Source organism: Marinobacter sp. L-46 (assembly GCF_056859535.1).
Window position 1 is genome coordinate 88,384 of the sequence record NZ_JBSXOP010000041.1, and the last position, 15,887, is coordinate 104,270.

General features: G+C 58.0%; 14 protein-coding genes. 8 read left to right on the forward strand and 6 right to left on the reverse strand.

The window, feature by feature from the left end:
* The first annotated feature begins 144 nt into the window (after nucleotides 1-144).
* The 5 genes from AC13DJ_RS04605 to AC13DJ_RS04625 all read left to right on the forward strand — a co-directional run bounded on the left by AC13DJ_RS04605 (nucleotide 145) and on the right by AC13DJ_RS04625 (nucleotide 6,047).
* Nucleotides 145-1,119: an ABC transporter substrate-binding protein gene (locus AC13DJ_RS04605; RefSeq protein WP_482933990.1), complete on the forward strand. Its 975-nt coding sequence runs from the start codon at nucleotides 145-147 to the stop codon at nucleotides 1,117-1,119.
* A 66-nt stretch (nucleotides 1,120-1,185) separates the two neighbouring features.
* Nucleotides 1,186-2,088 carry an ABC transporter permease gene (locus tag AC13DJ_RS04610; RefSeq protein WP_058340514.1) on the forward strand — a complete coding sequence of 301 codons (903 nt, stop codon included), beginning with the start codon at nucleotides 1,186-1,188 and terminating at the stop codon, nucleotides 2,086-2,088.
* A gap of 9 nt (nucleotides 2,089-2,097) precedes the next feature.
* Nucleotides 2,098-2,892, forward strand: a complete 795-nt coding sequence (locus AC13DJ_RS04615; protein WP_474539299.1) for an ABC transporter ATP-binding protein — start codon at nucleotides 2,098-2,100, stop codon at nucleotides 2,890-2,892.
* 287 nt (nucleotides 2,893-3,179) lie between these two features.
* The gene (locus AC13DJ_RS04620) at nucleotides 3,180-5,318 is read left to right on the forward strand and encodes an adenosylcobalamin-dependent ribonucleoside-diphosphate reductase (RefSeq protein ID WP_474539301.1); all 2,139 of its coding nucleotides are present in this window, start codon (nucleotides 3,180-3,182) and stop codon (nucleotides 5,316-5,318) included.
* A 30-nt stretch (nucleotides 5,319-5,348) separates the two neighbouring features.
* Nucleotides 5,349-6,047, forward strand: coding sequence for a TSCPD domain-containing protein (locus AC13DJ_RS04625; protein ID WP_022989178.1), 699 nt, complete (start codon nucleotides 5,349-5,351; stop codon nucleotides 6,045-6,047).
* An 86-nt stretch (nucleotides 6,048-6,133) separates the two neighbouring features.
* Here the strand turns inward: AC13DJ_RS04625 and AC13DJ_RS04630 are convergent, their stop codons facing one another.
* Nucleotides 6,134-6,292: a CCGSCS motif protein gene (locus AC13DJ_RS04630; protein WP_082640900.1), complete on the reverse strand. Its 159-nt coding sequence runs from the start codon at nucleotides 6,290-6,292 to the stop codon at nucleotides 6,134-6,136.
* Between the two features lie 185 nt (nucleotides 6,293-6,477).
* Here AC13DJ_RS04630 and AC13DJ_RS04635 point away from each other — a divergent pair, with 185 nt between their 5' ends.
* Complete coding sequence (locus AC13DJ_RS04635) at nucleotides 6,478-6,963, forward strand: GNAT family N-acetyltransferase (protein WP_288370042.1); 486 nt, start codon at nucleotides 6,478-6,480, stop codon at nucleotides 6,961-6,963.
* Nucleotides 6,964-6,970: 7 nt separating this feature from the next.
* Nucleotides 6,971-7,477 carry a methylated-DNA--[protein]-cysteine S-methyltransferase gene (locus AC13DJ_RS04640; RefSeq protein WP_474539303.1) on the forward strand — a complete coding sequence of 169 codons (507 nt, stop codon included), beginning with the start codon at nucleotides 6,971-6,973 and terminating at the stop codon, nucleotides 7,475-7,477.
* Here the strand turns inward: AC13DJ_RS04640 and AC13DJ_RS04645 are convergent.
* Nucleotides 7,440-8,315 carry a metal-dependent hydrolase gene (locus AC13DJ_RS04645; RefSeq protein WP_474539305.1) on the reverse strand — a complete coding sequence of 292 codons (876 nt, stop codon included), beginning with the start codon at nucleotides 8,313-8,315 and terminating at the stop codon, nucleotides 7,440-7,442. The two genes, AC13DJ_RS04640 and AC13DJ_RS04645, sit on opposite strands and share 38 nt — an antisense overlap.
* Before the next feature lie 94 nt (nucleotides 8,316-8,409).
* The gene (locus AC13DJ_RS04650; protein WP_474544159.1) at nucleotides 8,410-10,464 is read right to left on the reverse strand and encodes a dehydrogenase; all 2,055 of its coding nucleotides are present in this window, start codon (nucleotides 10,462-10,464) and stop codon (nucleotides 8,410-8,412) included.
* Nucleotides 10,465-10,621: 157 nt separating this feature from the next.
* On the opposite strand from AC13DJ_RS04650, the gene AC13DJ_RS04655 reads away from it, so the two are divergent.
* A complete protein-coding gene (locus tag AC13DJ_RS04655) occupies nucleotides 10,622-11,641 on the forward strand; it encodes a class I fructose-bisphosphate aldolase (protein ID WP_474544161.1) in 1,020 nt (339 codons plus the stop codon).
* Here the strand turns inward: AC13DJ_RS04655 and AC13DJ_RS04660 are convergent.
* The 3 genes from AC13DJ_RS04660 to AC13DJ_RS04670 all read right to left on the reverse strand — a co-directional run.
* Complete coding sequence (locus tag AC13DJ_RS04660) at nucleotides 11,638-12,615, reverse strand: tRNA dihydrouridine synthase (RefSeq protein ID WP_474539311.1); 978 nt, start codon at nucleotides 12,613-12,615, stop codon at nucleotides 11,638-11,640. The genes AC13DJ_RS04655 and AC13DJ_RS04660 overlap by 4 nt on opposite strands.
* A gap of 145 nt (nucleotides 12,616-12,760) precedes the next feature.
* Nucleotides 12,761-14,932, reverse strand: coding sequence for a catalase/peroxidase HPI (gene katG / locus AC13DJ_RS04665; protein ID WP_482933989.1), 2,172 nt, complete (start codon nucleotides 14,930-14,932; stop codon nucleotides 12,761-12,763).
* A 459-nt stretch (nucleotides 14,933-15,391) separates the two neighbouring features.
* Nucleotides 15,392-15,887, reverse strand: a 496-nt coding sequence (locus AC13DJ_RS04670) for a group II intron maturase-specific domain-containing protein (protein ID WP_482936971.1), incomplete at its 5' end; no start/stop codon positions are given.

A 15,887-nucleotide genomic window follows, 5' to 3' on the forward strand; every position in this document is an offset into this window, starting at 1 on the left:
GTTCAATACATTGAGGAAAAACAACCGATAAAGTTCATCGCAATCGCTACCCCGAACCCCGCAACCCTGTGGTAAACTTGCGAACTTTGAAAATTTTCCACCCCGTTCCAAGGGGAAACCTGCAAAAGACCCGGAGATCGGCATATGGCCAAGAAAACTCTGCGTACGCTGATCGGCGCGTCGCTGCTCGCCGCTGCAAGCCTGGTTCAGGCAGAAGACACTCGTGTAGTTGCCATCACCCAGATTGTTGAACACCCGGCACTGGATGCCGTCCATCAGGGCGTGGTGGACGAGCTGGCCGAACGTGGTTACCGTGAAGGCGAAAACCTGCGCCTTATGCACGAAAGTGCCCAGGGCAACTCGGCTATCGCATCCCAGATCGCACGCAAGTTTGTGGGTGAAAGCCCTGACGTCATCGTGGCCATTGCCACACCGTCTGCCCAGACAGTTGCCGCAGCCGCCCGGGAGATTCCTGTTGTCTTCTCTGCCGTAACCGACCCGGTTGCAGCCAAGCTGGTTAAGAGCTGGGAAGCACCTGGCGCTAACATCACCGGCGTAAGCGACATGCTGCCGATCGAAAAACACCTGGATATGCTCCAGCGTGTAATGCCGGATGCCAAGCGTATCGGTACCGTATACAACCCGGGCGAAGCCAACGCTGCTGCCCTGGTGGAACTGCTGGAAGAGCGCCTGAGTGCCCGTGGACTGGAGCTGGTTAAAGGTGCCGCCACCAAGACTTCCGAAGTACTGGGCGCTGCCCGCTCCCTGGTTGGCAAGGCCGATGCCATCTACCTGACCACCGACAACACCGTTATCAGTGCAGCTGAAGCGGTTATTTCCGTGGGCGAGCGCGCCAAGATCCCGGTCTTTGCCGCTGATACCGCTAGCGTAGAGCGTGGCGCGGTTGCAGCCCTGGGCTTCAACTACTACAACCACGGCCGCCAGACCGGCGCCATGGTAGCCCGCGTACTTGAAGGTGCCACCACCGCAGACATGCCGGTGGAAATCATGGAAGAGCTGGACCTGTATGTGAATCCTGAAGCTGGTGAGCGCATGGGCATTACCCTGTCTGAAGACCTCATCCAGGAAGCAGTAAAAGTCGTCAAGAACGACAAGTAACGCCTGACCAACACGGGCGGACCCCAAAAGGGCCCGCCCGTTTTCTTTCACGGTGAATCCATACCCATGCTCAGCGAAATTGCTTTTTACGGCGCACTCGAAACCGGCCTCATTTATGGCCTGGTTGCTTTTGGTATCTATCTCTCTTTCCGCGTTCTGGACTTTCCCGACCTGACGGTAGACGGCAGCTTTCCCCTTGGCGCTGCTGTAGCGGCCGTACTGCTGCTGGAAGGCTGGAACCCCTGGCTGGCCACAGGCTGTGCCGTCCTGGCAGGCATGGCCGCCGGTGCGGTGACTGCCATCCTGAACGTTAAACTGAACATTCTTAACCTGCTGGCCTCCATCCTGACCATGATTGCGCTTTATTCGGTGAACCTGCGCATCATGGGGCGGCCCAATATTGCGCTGCTTACCGAAGAAACCGTGCTGACCCCCTGGTACGATCTGGGGCTGGATTACCACCAGGTTCCGGTACTGCTGTTCGTGATCGTGGTTTTTGTGTCACTGATCCTGCTCTGGCGTTTCATGAAATCCGAAACCGGCCTGGCCATGCGCGCCACCGGCGCCAACGCCCGAATGGCTCGCGCCCAGGGCATCGCGACTGGCGGCATGATCATTCTCGGCGTTGCTCTCTCTAACGGCCTGGTTGGCCTGGCCGGCGCCCTGTTCGCCCAGAGCCAGGGCGCGGCAGATGTGACCATGGGCGTTGGTGTGATCGTTATCGGCCTGGCCTCGCTGATTGGCGGCGAAGCGGTTATCACACCGTCTACGGTTATCCGGGCCCTGCTGGCCTGCGTGATTGGTGCCATCATCTACCGCCTCGCGATCGCCTTTGCCCTGAATGCCGACATTCTGGGATTGCAGGCACAGGACCTGAACCTGATCACCGCAGTGCTGGTAACCCTGGCCATTGTTCTGCCGGGCGTGCGCACCAATATCGCCAACCGCTTCACCCGCAAGAAAGCCTGAGGAGGCACTATGATCAGCGCAACCGATCTGAGGCTCACCTTTGGTAAGGGTACTCCCCTGGAGAACCCGGCCTTGCGGGGCATGAGCCTGACTGTAAACCAGGGTGAATTTGTCACGGTTATCGGCAGTAACGGTGCCGGCAAGTCCACCTTCCTGAACGCCCTGGCCGGCGAGGTGATGGTCGACAGCGGCCAGATTATCGTGGACAACCAGGACGTAACCCGGCTGCCGACCTACAAACGCGCTGCGCGGGTGGCCCGGGTTTTCCAGGATCCCCTGGCGGGCACCTGTGAAAACCTGTCCATCGAAGAAAACCTGGCTCTGGCCATCAAGCGCGGCCAGCGTCGTGGCCTCACTTCTGCGGTAAAGAGACAGTATCTGGGCCAGTTCCGGGAGAGCCTGTCTTCCCTGAATCTGGGCCTGGAAAGCCGCCTTGGTGACACGATGGGCCTGCTTTCCGGCGGCCAACGCCAGGCTGTGAGCCTGCTGATGGCAAGCCTGACCCCGTCCAGCATCCTGCTGCTGGACGAACATACCGCGGCGCTGGACCCCAAAACCGCGGCCTTTGTGCTGGATCTCACCGAACAGATCATCGAAGAGCAGAAGCTGACCGCACTGATGGTCACCCACAGCATGAAACAGGCACTGGAAGTCGGCAGTCGCACAGTGATGTTGCATCAGGGCCAGGTGGTGTTCGACATTGCCGGTAAGGATCGGGAAGGCCTGGAGGTGAAAGACCTTCTGGGACTGTTCGAGAAACAGCGCGGGCTTCAGGTAGACGACGACAGCCTGTTACTCGGCTGATTCGAACCAGAGCCTGACCTGAAAAGCGGGGCCTGGCCCCGCTTTTTTGTTTTGTTAATTGTGGCAAGGATCACCTTTTAACCACTACATCTAGTGATCTCCGCAAACGCAGGTTTCATGCGGGGTTGCGGAGTTTCAAGCCTTTTTCCATTGAATTTCTTTGCGGGGCATCGCTCCGGCAATAGTTCGTACCTTATTCACAGAACACTATATCCTGTTATACTCCATTCAAAATAAGCCCATATATAGGGTTAAAGCCAAAGACAGACTGGAAACCGAGGGTGGCAATGAACGCTAAGGCACAGGCAGTAATCACAACGATTCCGATGCAGGAAGCTTCGCTCGACATCTGGAGCAGCAAGTACCAGCTGAAAACCAAGACTGGCGAGCCGGTCGACAAGGACATCAACGCAACCTACGAACGGGTTGCCCGCGCCCTTGCCGAAGTCGAGAAAAAGAATGTACGCGACAAGTACATGAAAGAATTCCTGTGGGCCCTGCAGAACGGCGCCATTCCGGCGGGCCGTATCACCTCCAATGCCGGAGCCGAGGCTCACAAGCCGGCGACCTCGACCATCAACTGCACCGTGTCCGGCAGCATCCACGACTCCATGAATGACATTCTGGAGAAAAACCACGAAGCAGGCCTTACCCTCAAGGCCGGCTGCGGCATCGGCTATGAATTCTCCACCCTGCGCCCCCGTGGTGCCTATGTGGCCGGCGCCGGCGCCACTACTTCCGGCCCGCTGTCATTCATGGATATCTTCGACCGCATGTGCTTCACCGTGTCGTCTGCCGGTGGCCGCCGCGGTGCACAGATGGCCACCTTTGATGTTCACCACCCGGACGTCATCGAGTTCATCCAGGCCAAGCGTGAAGATGGCCGCCTGCGCCAGTTCAACCTGTCTCTGCTGATCACCGAAGATTTCATCGAAGCCGTGCGTAACGGCGACGACTGGCACCTTTCCTTCCCGGTCACCAAAAAGGAAGTGGAAGAAGAGGGCCTGGACCTGACAGACATCAGCAAGTTCCTGTACCGCGACTTCCCGGTTCAGGACAGCTACGTTATTAACGATGAAGGCAAGGTCGCCTGCCGCATCTACAAGACGGTGAAAGCCCAGTTCATCTGGGACACCATCATGACCAGCACCTACGACTACGCCGAGCCGGGCTTCATCCTGATTGACAAGGTCAACCAGATGAACAACAACTGGTTCTGCGAAGACATCCGTGCCACCAACCCCTGTGGCGAGCAGCCCCTGCCCCCTTATGGCAGCTGCCTGCTGGGTTCGGTCAACCTGACCAAGTTCGTGGACTACCCGCTCACCGACAAGGCCAGCTTCAACTACGAGAAATACCGCAAGGTCGTTGGCACCTTCACCCGTATGCTCGATAACGTAGTGGAAATCAACGGCCTGCCGCTGGCTGAACAGCGCCACGAGATTACCTACAAGCGTCGTCATGGCATGGGCATTCTGGGCCTCGGCTCTACCCTGGCTATGCTGCGCATGCCTTACGGTTCAGATGAATCCGTGGAGTTCACCGAAGAAGTGGTTCGGGAGATGGCCGTTGAAGGCTGGCGCCAGTCCCTGGCCCTGGCCGAAGAGAAAGGCCCGGCTCCGATCATGGAAGACGAGTTCGAAGTGACTCCGAAGATGATGAGCAAGTGCCCCGAGCTGGCCAAAGACGGCTATAAGGTGGGCGACATCCTCAAGGGCAAGCTGCTGCACGCGAAGTACAGCCGCTACATGCAGCAGATCGGCCACGTAGAGCCTGAGCTGGTCAAGCAACTGGCCGAGAAAGGTGGCCGTTTTACCCACCACACCTCCATTGCTCCGACCGGCACCATCAGCCTGTCCCTGGCCAACAACGCCAGTAACGGTATTGAGCCGAGCTTCTCGCACCACTATGCCCGGAACATCATCCGTGAAGGCCGGAAAACCAAAGAGAAAGTGGACGTGTTCAGCTTCGAACTGCTGGCCTACCGCCACCTGGTCAACCCGGGCGCCATGCCGTTCTCCGATGACGACGACAAGAAGCTGCCCGGCTACTTCACCACATCCGATGATGTATCACCGAAGCAGCACGTAGACATTCAGGCGGCCGCCCAGAAGTGGGTTGATTCCTCCATTTCCAAGACCGCCAACGTACCGCAGGACTTCAAGTACCAGGACTTCAAGGGCATCTACCTGTACGCCTACGACATGGGCCTTAAGGGTTGCACCACTTTCCGCTTCAACCCGGAGGCGTTCCAGGGTGTACTGGTTAAAGAAAAAGACCTTGAGAATACCCTGTATGAGTTCACCCTGGACGATGGCAGCAAAGTCACCCTGAAGGGCAACGAACAGGTAGAGTACGACGGCGAAGTCCATACCGCCGCCAACCTTTTCGACGCCCTCAAAGAAGGCACCTACGGAAAATACTGAGTCCGGAAACCGACAGACAGGAACAGCAAAATGACAGTCAAAATCAGCAACAAAATCGTCGGCTACCGGGTCAAGAAAGCCGATGCGGAAACCCCGAACGAACACCAGGCACCGGTACAGGCTGAAACCAAGCCGGTTGAGATGAATGAGTACATCGAGCGGCCGGATTTCCTGTTGGGCACCACCTACAAGATTAAGCCGCCCGTGGCCGAGCACGCGATGTACATCACAATCAATGACATCCTGCTCAACGAAGGCACTGACCACGAGAGCCGCCAGCCCTATGAGGTGTTCATCAACTCCAAGTCGATGGAGCATTTCCAGTGGGTTATCGCCCTCACCCGCGTTATCTCGGCGGTATTCCGCAAAGGTGGCGACGTAACCTTCCTGGTGGAAGAGCTGCGCAGCGTGTATGACCCGAACGGTGGTTACTTCAAGAAGGGCGGCGTGTTCATGCCATCACTGGTGGCCGAAATCGGAGCCGTGATCGAGAAACACCTGAAAGCCATCGGCCTTCTGGAAAGTGACGAGCTGAGCGAAACCACCAAGCGCATCCTCGCCGAGAAGCGTGCGGAGTTTGAAGCCAGTCAGGACAAGGCCACCAACGACGACACTGGCAGCGACTACCCTGCCAACGCCACTATGTGCGGCAAGTGCAACACCAAGGCTGTGATCGTGATGGATGGCTGTGCTACCTGCCTGTCCTGCGGCGACAGCAAGTGCGGCTGAAGTAATCAGCTGACGAATTGAAAAAAGCCCGGTTGCGCAAGCAACCGGGCTTTTTTACAGGCAATTACAGATAAACGCCAGGCGTCTCAGGAACAGGAACCACAGCAGGTGCCACCGCCATGGCCGCCTTTGCTGGTTTCTTCCTTCTTCTCTTCCGCGTTGGCTTTCGGGTCAAACCCTTCAACCTTTGCGGTTTCAGTTTCTTTCTCTTCTTTCTTGAAAATGTTCAGAAATGACAATGCCATCAGGTATTCCTCTATCAAGGTTTCTTAACATTCATTTTAAATGAATGTTAAAGGGTGCCGGGAATGGGGTCAAGCAATTTGAGTGGGTATGAATGCTGGATTTTCCTGCTGTACGGGGTATGCTGCGGGTATAGTGGAATAACGGTTTTAACCTGCTATCCAACACAGGTGCACACTGAGCTGACATGAACACAATCACGTCTATCACGATTCGCAAGTACCAGATTCAGGATCTGAGCCCGGTGGTTCGGCTGTTTACGGATTCCGTACATGAGCTGACCGCTGGGGCCTATGATGAAACCCAGCGCTATGCCTGGGCCTCCCGTACGCCTCACCTGGATGTCTGGCGCGCTCGGCTGGACTCGCTGGAAACCCTGGTCGCCGAGGAAGGCGACGACCTGGCTGGGTTCATTTCCTACGACAAGGACGGCACCATTGACCTGGTGTTCACCGCGCCCAACTTTGCCCGCCGGGGCATTGCCTCCACCCTCTACCATGAGGCGGAAAAGCAACTGATCGGCATGGGTGTGAAAGAGCTGAAAACCGAATCCAGCGTGGTCGCACGGCCGTTCTTTGAGCGGCACGGCTTTGAAGTGGTCGACGAGCAGCGGGGCACGGTTCGTGGGGCCCAGTTCCTGCGCTATAACATGCGCAAAGCACTGGAAGGATAATGCGGTGATGCACTATGGCATCACCCCATGCTCACAGGGCCAGCTGCTGGCCAGCTGGTCTGAAGAAGGCCTCTGCGCCATCGAGCTGGGCGACACAGATGAAGAACTTGTCGCCCTGCTTCACGCCCATTTCCCCGGCCAGGCTCTCAAGCCCGCAACCGCCGGCAACGCCGACATCCTTGAGCCCGTGCGGCAGTTTGTCGACACCCCCGCTGGCAGCCTACCGATACCCCTGTCACCAAAAGGCACTGTCTTCCAGAAAGAAGTCTGGCAAGCCCTTCTGCGAATTCCGGCAGGCACCACCGTCAGTTACAGCGAACTTGCCCGGATGCTGGGCCGCCCGAAAGCCACGCGCGCCGTTGCTACGGCCTGCGCAGCCAATAAACTGGCGGTGGTAATACCCTGCCACCGGGTTGTCCGGTCTGACGGCAGCCTCGGGGGCTACCGCTGGGGCATCGAGCGTAAACGGGCCCTGCTCAACCTTGAAGTGACGCTGGCAGCCAGCGCTTCTTAGCCTTCTCCACAAGATCCCGGGCGTCGTTGTTCCAGGGGTGGAAGTTCGGGCTGTAATACTTCAGGTAAGACGGTATCAACTTGCGGAACACACCCGGCTTGCCCCACATATAATTAAAGGCCCCGGCCCAGGATTTCAGGTTCCCCAGCTGGCCGTCTTCCTTCATCAGCTGAATCACGTGCAGCGTGCTGAAGAACGGGAAGATCACACTCACAACCATCATTTCCGTCACCCGGATAAACTCGCTGCCGCCGATACTCTTATAAACATCAAAGGCCACCGCCTTGTGCTCTGACTCTTCAATAGCGTGCCAGGCCCAGACTGGCGCGATCCTCGGGTCCATTTCCTCGAGCGCATCAAACTTGAGCAGAAACTCCTCTGCCATCAGGGCCGTAAAGTGCTCAACCGCCACGGTATGGGCCAGCTGGCGCTCCGGAGTGAAGTTCCTGCGCAGCTTGTTCATGAACCACTGCACTTCACGCTCGAGCCGGCCCAGACCAACGCCCCGCTCCTCCAGGAAGCCGTTCATCAGTTTGTGCTCTTTCGAGTGATGAGCCTCCTGGCCGATAAATGCCCGGATCGCCTTCTTCATCTCCGGGTCCGTAATCTGGTCCTGGTAGTGACGGACCGAATCAATGAAGAATTTTTCTCCGGGCGGGAAGCTGGCAGACAACGCCCCCAGCAACAAGGTTTTTACCGGGTCGTTATCCCACCAGTATTTTGGGAGATCCTCCGGAAACTCGAAACCCGGACTGCGCACTTCCGGTACCAGCCCCGGCGGTGTCGCACTCCGGTAGCCCCTTGCGGACTTCTTGATTTGTGTCGCTGGCGCGTTCATAGCAAACTCTCCTGAACCTGTGGGCTCGAATACTTTCCTACAGACTACGCCCCCTTTTGCGGGGGCGTCAGGTTATTGCGGGCCAATTTCCTAATCAGGCGGGCTCTGTGGCCTCTGCAGCAAGCGCCCGTACCCGTTCGAAGTCCTCCTCGGTGAACACACCGTTAACCCCGGACACTGCCGCCAGCTGCATGCCGTGCTTCAGGCCGAGTTTGTAGATTTCCCGCACCTTCTCCCATTCGATATTACGGCCCAGGGTGAAGTTCTCGAACCGGGCTTCCAGCGCCAGTACGATGGTTTCGGCCAGGCAGGCATAGGCGATGCCTTTGGGCAGGCCGATGTCTTTCATCTTTACCGGCCCGGGAAGCTGGATTTCACCGGATTCGATGACTAACACATCCGGCCGCCGGGCCACATCTTCTGCCGGAATATCCAGCGGCCGGGCCACGTCGGTAATCACGCAGCCAGGCTTTACCTTCATGATATCCAGGATGCGCTTGCCGGCCCCGGAGGTGGCCGTTACCACCATATCCATATCCGGAAGATCGCGATCGGTGGTGGCTGCCACGTGCACGATAGCGCCCGGGGTTTCCAGTTCGATGCTTTCCTTCAGGGCCAGCAGCTTGGCCGCTTCCGGAGCCACCATATAGATTTCATCCACGGCCTTGGCCAGCAACCGGGCACACACGGAACCAATGGCTCCGGTAGCGCCCACAACCATGGCCTTGCCAGCCATCTTGCCGCTTTTGCCAATACTCACCCTGCCAATACGTTGCGCCGCGTCATGGGCGGCCCAAAGGGCGCCAGATGCGCTGTAGCTGTTGCCGGTAGTAATCGGCAGCGGTGCCCGCTTGGCCACCGTAATCCCGGCATCTCCGACTACCTTGGTAAACGCGCCCAGGCCCATAATCTGGGCGCCCAGTTTCCTGGCCAGCTTTGCCGCAGCCAGCAAGCGGCTGTAGGTAAACTCCGGGTCGTGGGCCATGATTTCTTTCGGGGTGCCGCCCACGGTAATCAGCCAGCCTTCCACTTCATCACCAGTGGGTGACTGAATGCCGGAGACCTTCGAGTACACAAATGGCGGCGTATAGGCGATGGCTTTTTCCACCAGGTTCATCACCGCCGGCGGCGATACGCTGGCGACCCAGTCCAGGGGCGGGGTTTTGGTCAGATACTGTTGCGACAGCGGATGGATTACAAAGGCGAACCGGTTTATACGGCGGTAGCCATTGGGGTACAGAATCCGGGGTTCCACCCCGAGCCGCTCGATCACATCGAGAAAGTCATCCGCACCCAGCTGCTCCGGAGTTCGTGACAACGCTGCGCTGATCATCGCCTCCATAACGTTCACCCCCAGTGGCCGACCTTCCAGCCAGGGGCTGTAGTCCACCACCATGGCGACTTTCCGGGAACGGAACCAGTCCAGGGCAGATTCGCTCACCCGGGAGGTGATCACGGTTTTGCCATCCAGCTCTTTCTCCGTGAAGGCCTCCAGATCCCCCATCGCCCCGACAATCACATGGCAGTCCCTGACCGATTCATGCAGGGAACCGCTGATCAGTTTCTCCCCCATCCGGTAAATAGGAGTGCGGTGTAGTCGCTCGATGACCTTGACGGCATTGGGGCTGAACATCACCGGTGCGGTGAGCTTGGCGTAGGCTTCCAGCTGGCTCAGGGAAGTCAGCAGACGTGGCACGCCGAAATCCAGGTAAGGATCAGCGAACAGCAGGTTGTCTGTATGTTCCGACAGCGCCTTGGCAATGCGGAAACCGGCCTGGCCGTTGAGGAACAAAACGCGGGCATTGTCGAAGAAATGGCCCAGTTCGGTCTGGGTATGGCGCACCGCCCATTCCTGCAGAATACCCCGCAGGCCAGCACCGGTGGTGACGGGCTTGTCCGGCACACAGGCTTCCAGCCGTGAGGTATCCGGGTGTTGAAGCTGCTCCCGCCCTACCTGGTAATGGTCGTGGATCATACTCAGACCAATGGCATCTGCCTGTTCACGCACCGAATCCAGAACGGCCTCGGCACGGTCCAGGTTACCATCGCTCCCCACCCTGATCACCCGGAAGTCCTGGCCCAGAAAACGGGTTTCAAGCTCGTAGTCGTACTCGGATGAGCCCTGGCTGACACTGACAACGGTTTTCATGGCGCCTTGTCCCTGTTTTTGTCCCTGTTGTTTTGTTCTTTCTCAAGTCTAGAAGCTGGGGCCTTATGCTGCCTTAGCCCAGATCAAATACCACCGCGCAAATTACCGGCTACACTGAAAAGCACGTTTGATCACCACATCCTTCCACGGAGGTACCATGACCATTCAGGGCGACCTTATTACCACCATTGCCGACCTGGTGCAGCCCGGCAAAGGCATACTGGCTGCCGACGAGAGCACCCCTACCATCGCCAAGCGCTTCAAGGCGGTCGGCGTGGAATCCACGGAAGCCACACGGCGGGAATACCGCAGCATTATTTTCTCCACGCCCGGCCTTGGCGAGCACATCAGCGGCGTGATTCTGTACGACGAAACCCTGGAACAACTGAGCCTGGATGACGTCGCCATCCCCAATCTGCTTGCCAGTCAGGGCATTGTGCCCGGCATCAAGGTTGATCAGGGTAAAGGCCCGCTGGTGAATGCCCCGGGGGACGAGATTACCTATGGGCTGGATGGCCTGGCTGCAAGGCTGGAGCATTACAAATCTATGGGTGCCCGGTTTGCCAAGTGGCGGGATGTGTTCCATATCTCGGATAGCCTGCCCTCGTTCCAGGCCATCAAATCCAATGCCGAGGTGCTGGCCCGCTATGCCGCCGTGTGTCAGTCCATGGGTATTGTGCCGATCGTCGAGCCGGAGGTACTGATTGACGGCAACCACACCATCGAACGGGCGTCAGAGGTGAGCGAGGATGTGTTGCTTGAAGTGTTCAAGGCCCTGCATCGGCACCGGGTGAACCTGGAATGCACGGTGCTGAAGCCCAGCATGGTGACACCGGGCAAGGAATCCGGCAAAGCCACACCTGAACAGGTTGCCGAAGCGACGCTCAGCGTTTTCCGGCGAGTGGTGCCAGCGGCCGTCCCCGGGATATTTTTTCTCTCCGGAGGCCAGACACCTGAAGAATCCACCGAAAACCTCAACGCTCTGAACAGCCTGGGCTACCACCCGTGGGAGCTGAGCTTCTCCTACGGCCGGGCGCTGCAGGAGCCCGCCCAGAAAGCTTGGGCCGGAAGACTGGAGAACGCCGGGGCATCACAGGCGGCCATGAAAAAACGGGCGAGACTCAATGGCCTGGCCCGTTCCGGTGATTACACGCCCATGATGGAGAACGAGGGCTAGGCGGCGTTAGTGCTGCGTTGCGAGAGGTCTACCGGCTGATCCAGGCAAGCCAGCATCGGCGCCACTTTCCGGATTTTACGGGCCTGGGGCCACAGGGCTTCGGCTTCGGCAAAACCCTGGCGCAGGTAGTTGAGCCATTGCTTGATGCGGCCGGTCACGTATTTGTCTTCCAGGCGGGTTTGCAGGGCAGCAGCGTATTCCCGCACCAGAACAACGGCCTCGGCCCAGGTCATGGGTTCCAGTGTTTCACCGTTCTGGGAGGCTTTGATCTGTGCCGCCAGGTCCGGCCGGGCGATCAGGCCCCGGCCGATCATGACATCGTCGCAACCGGAGACTTTCCGGCAGCGCCAGTAATCGTCCACGGTCCAGATTTCGCCATTGGCGATTACGTGGCTTTTGACCGCTTCGCGTACCCTGGCGATTTCTTCCCAGTAAGCGGGCGGCTTGTAACCATCCACCTTGCTGCGGGCGTGAATAACAATCTCGGAGGCACCGGCCGCCTCCAGCGCCTGGCCACAGGCCACGCCCATAGAGCGGTCGTCATAGCCCAGGCGCATCTTGGCGGTGACCGGAATATCCGCAGGCACCGCTTTGCGAACGGCCGCGGTGATTTCATACATCAGCTCCGGCTCGCGCATCAGGACGCAACCGCCCTTGTGCTTGTTCACGGTCTTGGCCGGGCAGCCAAAGTTGATGTCCACCTGCCCGGCTCCCAGCTCGGCGGCCTTGGCACCATGACGGCCCATCATTTCAGCGTTGGAGCCCAGTAGTTGAACGGCCACTGGCGTGCCCACTTCCGTCAGCGCGTTGTTGTGAAGTTCCGGGGCGTACTTGTAGAAAATCCGGGGCGGCAGCATGCCGTGGGTCACGCGAATAAATTCCGTCACGCACCGGTCAATCCCGCCGACCTTGGTCAGGGTTTCACGAATGGGTGCGTCGACCAGCCCTTCCATCGGGGCAAGGATGATTCGCATGAAAGCTCCAGAAACTGAGAGAAGTGAATCAGAATGCGGCTGATCAAAAATCAGGCGGAGCGGATTGTAAGGAATTCGGGGGGAAATAGGTAGCCGGGCATCCCGAAACAGGATGCCCGGCGGGTTTTACAACGTTACCGGCAGATTATGCCTGTACGTCGAAGCGGTCGTTGTTCATGACCTTGGTCCAGGCAGCGATAAAGTCCTTCACGAACTTCTCACCGTTATCGTCCTGGGCGTACACCTCTGCGTAGGAACGCAGGATGGAGTTGGAGCCGAACACCAGGTCTACGCGGCTTGCGGTCCACTTGGCCTGGTCGGTCTTGCGGTCACGGATCTCGTAGGTTCCGTTACCCACCGGCTTCCAGCTGTAGGCCATGTCGGTCAGGTTCACGAAGAAGTCGTTCGTGAGCTGGCCTTCACGGTCTGTGAACACACCGTGCTTGGTGCCACCGTGGTTGGTGCCGAGCACCCGCATGCCGCCGATCAGAACGGTCATTTCCGGTGCCGTCAGCCCCATCAGTTGGGCGCGGTCGAGCAGCAACTCTTCCGGCTTCACGACGTAGTCTTTCTTCTGCCAGTTACGGAAGCCGTCGGCTACCGGCTCCAGATACTCGAAAGACGGTGCATCGGTCATCTCGTCGGTTGCGTCGCCCCGGCCCTTCAGGAAGGGTACGCGTACATCATAACCGGCAGCTTTTGCAGCCTTCTCGATACCCACGCTACCAGCCAGTACGATCACATCGGCCACGCTGGCACCGGTTTCGGCAGAGATCTGCTCGTACACCTTAAGTACCTTGCTCAGACGGGCCGGCTCGTTGCCTTCCCAATCTTTCTGCGGGGCCAGGCGAATGCGGGCACCGTTGGCACCGCCGCGCATGTCAGAGCCACGGAAAGTACGGGCGCTGTCCCAGGCAGTGCTGACCATCTCGCTGATGCTCAGTCCGCTGTCTGCAATCTTCTCTTTGACCACCTCTTCACAGTAGTCGATGCTTCCTGCCGGTACCGGATCCTGCCAGATCAGGTCTTCTGCCGGCGCTTCCGGGCCGATATAACGGCTCTTCGGGCCCAGATCCCGGTGAGTCAGCTTGAACCAGGCACGGGCGAAGCAATCCTTGAAGTATTCCGGATCTGCCATGAACTTCTCGCAGATGGCGCGGTACTTCGGATCCATCTTCATGGCCATGTCGGCGTCGGTCATCATCGGGTTGTGACGCTTGGACGGGTCCGAAGCATCCACCGGCTTGTCTTCCTCTTTGATATCAACCGGCTCCCACTGCCAGGCACCGGCCGGGCTCTTCTTCAGCTCCCATTCGTGGCCAAACAACATCTCGAAGAAGCCCATGTCGAACTTGGTCGGATGCGTCGTCCAGGCACCTTCAAGGCCAGAGGTCACGGCGTTGGCCGCCTTACCCTTCATGTTCGGGTTGCTCCAGCCCAGGCCTTGTTCCTCTACGTCAGCGGACTCCGGCTCGGCGCCAAGGGCAGAGGCATCGCCATTACCATGGGTTTTACCAACGGTGTGGCCACCGGCTGTCAGTGCCGCGGTTTCTTCGTCGTTCATCGCCATACGGGCGAAGGTTTCACGCACCTGCTCGGCGGTTTTCAGCGGATCCGGCTTACCGTTCACGCCTTCCGGGTTCACGTAGATCAGGCCCATCTGAACGGCCGCCAGCGGGTTTTCCATGGTGTCTGGCTTATCGACGTCGCCGTAGCGCTCGTCAGACGGTGCCAGCCACTCTTTCTCGTTACCCCAGTAGATGTCTTTTTCCGGGTGCCAGATGTCCTCACGGCCGAAGGAGAAGCCGTAAGACGGCAGGCCCATAGACTCATAGGCCACCGTACCAGCCAGGATAATCAGGTCTGCCCAGCTCAGTTTATTGCCGTACTTTTTCTTGATCGGCCACAGCAAACGGCGGGCCTTGTCGAGGCTGACGTTATCGGGCCATGAGTTCAGCGGGGCAAAGCGCTGGTTACCCGTACCACCGCCACCACGGCCGTCCTGGATACGGTAGGTACCAGCGGCGTGCCACGACATACGAATCATCAGACCACCGTAGTGACCCCAGTCTGCCGGCCACCAGTCCTGGCTGTCTGTCATCAGGGCGTGCAGGTCTTTCTTGACGGCTTCAAAATCGAGTTTTTTGACTTCTTCCCGGTAGTCGAAATCTTCACCGAGGGGATTGGTCTTGCGGTCGTGCTGGTGCAGGATGTCGAGGTTGAGGGCTTCCGGCCACCAATTCATTACATCGCGGTTTTCGGTGGAGTTTGCCCCGTGCATTACCGGGCACTTACCACCAGACGTATTAGCTGTCATAGCACTCTCCTGTTCTTCGCGTCGTTAGCACATTTGGTATTTTCTGACCAGGGCATCACTTAATATAGATCACTCTCAGTTGCCTGCTTGAATCTTTCCTAATGGCAGCATAGTGACTGACTATAAGAGGTCCACCGCGTTCCTTATTGCCAAATCAGCCTCTGCCCGTTACTGGGCGATGGCATACTCGCAGCAATACAGCGCAAGAATGCCAAGAGACTCATCCCATCCTACAAGGGTCATATTTCTCAATACTGACATGGCGCAACTCCCTGGTTTTCTGGAACAACTCAACCATACGCCACCAATATCATTAGCTGAAATTGATTAATAATAACTTCACGAAAGCTTTTGGTTATCGATAGAGATTCTCAGTTCCAACAGCGAGTAGGGTGAGGCGTTACCGCCTCATCCCTCTCACAGAACCGTACATACGGGCCACGTATACGGCTCATGCCATTAACTTACCCCGAACTCGGGGACAGTGATGCCGGTTTTGACCTTCGCAAGATCCATCAACTGCAGGTCATTGTGCAGGTAGGTGTTGGGCAGGGCCAGACTGGCCAGTGGAGATGCTGCATTGCGCCAGCTTTGCATCTTGATATGCCGGAACGGGGGTTGGTAACCCAGCTGTTTCAGCCTCCGATGCACCCGACTCGGCTTTTTCCACTGCTTGAGCTGGATGCAGCGCAGGCGCCGCCTTAGCCAACCCATCACCTGCTTTAACACCCGCGCGCAGTTCGCCACCCGGAAGTAGCTGACAAAGCCCCGCAACACCGGATTCAGCTCACGTATAATGGCCGCGAGTCCGATGCCCCGGTTTCGCTTCGTCAGTGATTTCAGCTTCTGCTTAAGCCTGACCACCTTCTTTCCCTGTATGCGGGTGTACTTGCTATGTATCACCACGCCCAGGAACTTAACCCCTTCATCACTATGGGCGATGTGAGTTTTGGTG

Coding starts and splice junctions, on each gene's coding strand:
- katG (WP_482933989.1), bottom strand. CDS start 14,932: ATGACAGCTAATACGTCTGGTGGTAAGTGCCCGGTAATGCACGGGGCA.
- AC13DJ_RS04635 (WP_288370042.1), top strand. CDS start 6,478: ATGAACACAATCACGTCTATCACGATTCGCAAGTACCAGATTCAGGAT.
- AC13DJ_RS04615 (WP_474539299.1), top strand. CDS start 2,098: ATGATCAGCGCAACCGATCTGAGGCTCACCTTTGGTAAGGGTACTCCC.
- AC13DJ_RS04620 (WP_474539301.1), top strand. CDS start 3,180: ATGAACGCTAAGGCACAGGCAGTAATCACAACGATTCCGATGCAGGAA.
- AC13DJ_RS04610 (WP_058340514.1), top strand. CDS start 1,186: ATGCTCAGCGAAATTGCTTTTTACGGCGCACTCGAAACCGGCCTCATT.
- AC13DJ_RS04640 (WP_474539303.1), top strand. CDS start 6,971: ATGCACTATGGCATCACCCCATGCTCACAGGGCCAGCTGCTGGCCAGC.
- AC13DJ_RS04660 (WP_474539311.1), bottom strand. CDS start 12,615: ATGCGAATCATCCTTGCCCCGATGGAAGGGCTGGTCGACGCACCCATT.
- AC13DJ_RS04625 (WP_022989178.1), top strand. CDS start 5,349: ATGACAGTCAAAATCAGCAACAAAATCGTCGGCTACCGGGTCAAGAAA.
- AC13DJ_RS04645 (WP_474539305.1), bottom strand. CDS start 8,315: ATGAACGCGCCAGCGACACAAATCAAGAAGTCCGCAAGGGGCTACCGG.
- AC13DJ_RS04630 (WP_082640900.1), bottom strand. CDS start 6,292: ATGGCATTGTCATTTCTGAACATTTTCAAGAAAGAAGAGAAAGAAACT.
- AC13DJ_RS04650 (WP_474544159.1), bottom strand. CDS start 10,464: ATGAAAACCGTTGTCAGTGTCAGCCAGGGCTCATCCGAGTACGACTAC.
- AC13DJ_RS04655 (WP_474544161.1), top strand. CDS start 10,622: ATGACCATTCAGGGCGACCTTATTACCACCATTGCCGACCTGGTGCAG.
- AC13DJ_RS04605 (WP_482933990.1), top strand. CDS start 145: ATGGCCAAGAAAACTCTGCGTACGCTGATCGGCGCGTCGCTGCTCGCC.